This window comes from Streptomyces sp. NPDC002130, assembly GCF_040296465.1.
Taxonomy (GTDB): Bacteria; Actinomycetota; Actinomycetes; order Streptomycetales; family Streptomycetaceae; genus Streptomyces.
Map to the genome: position 1 here is coordinate 1 of NZ_JBEOXI010001001.1, position 1,236 is coordinate 1,236.

Below are 1,236 nucleotides of genomic sequence, written 5' to 3' on the forward strand. Positions count from 1 at the left end.
GACTGAACGAAGAAGCAGCAGTCGCGACGGTCGAGGACACCGAACTGGTCGACTTGGTCTCGGCTGAACTCGGCTCCGACTGGCCGCGTCTGGTTGCTCCGGCATTCGACGCGCAGAAGGCGGTCCTGCTCGACGACCGTTGGGCAAGTGCGCGTGAGGATCTCGCTCGCATCTGGATCCGGTCGAGCGAAGCGAGGGGTGGTGTCTCAGGTGACACCGCGTTGTCGGTCGAGAACTTCATCGGTGCCGGTTCCACTGTCGCCGCACAGGCGAAGTGGTGGGCCACCCGCGCAACCGACGAAGGCCGCACGGCGCTCGCCGAGGTCTACACCCGCATCGCTGATGCGGCCGTGACGACAGAATCCGACGCACCCGAGTGGGCAGGCGAGGTCGCAGTAGTGACCGGCGCCAGCAAGGGCTCCATCGCGGCAGCGGTCACGGGCAAACTCCTTGCCGGTGGTGCAACGGTATTCGTGACCACCTCGCGACTCGACGGTCAGCGCCTCGGCTTCTACCGCGAACTGTACCGCGAGAACGCTCGCGCCGGTGCAGCCCTCTGGGTGGTTCCCGCGAACATGGCGTCGTACACCGACGTCGACGCACTGATCGACTGGATCGGCAACGAGGCCACCGAGAACGCAGGTGGCGCAAAGAAGCTCATCAAGCCGGCCATGACGCCGACGATGCTCTTCCCGTTCGCAGCTCCCCGTGTCGGCGGTGAACTCTCCGACGCCGGCGCTCGCGCCGAAATGGAAATGCGCGTGCTGCTCTGGTCGGTGGAGCGTCTCATCGGCGGTCTGTCCAAGATCGGTTACGACAGCGACGTCGACACGCACCTGCACGTAGTGCTGCCCGGTTCGCCGAACCGCGGAACGTTCGGCGGCGACGGTGCTTACGGTGAGGCAAAGGCTTCGCTGATCGCCGTGGTCAACCGTTGGAAGGCCGAGCGCAACTGGGCCGAGCGGGTCACGTTGGCACATGCGGTCATCGGTTGGGTTCGCGGAACCGGACTCATGGGTCACAACGATCCGATCGTCGACGCAGTCGAAGCTGCGGGCGTCCGCACCTGGTCCACCCAGGAGATGGCGACCCAACTGCTGAAGACGGCAACCCGCGAATCGCGACGCGCCGCTGCAGAGGCTCCGCTCGAGGTCGACCTGACCGGCGGACTGTCCGAGGCCAACCTGGATCTGGGTGCTTTGGCCAAGGAAGCTGCCGAGGTGGCCGAGATCGCCG

Annotated in this window: 1 pseudogene; it reads left to right on the forward strand. The window is 65.9% G+C overall.

The features are described 5' to 3' along the window. Nucleotides 1–1,236, forward strand: a pseudogene (locus ABT116_RS47820) (hypothetical protein); the annotation flags it as partial.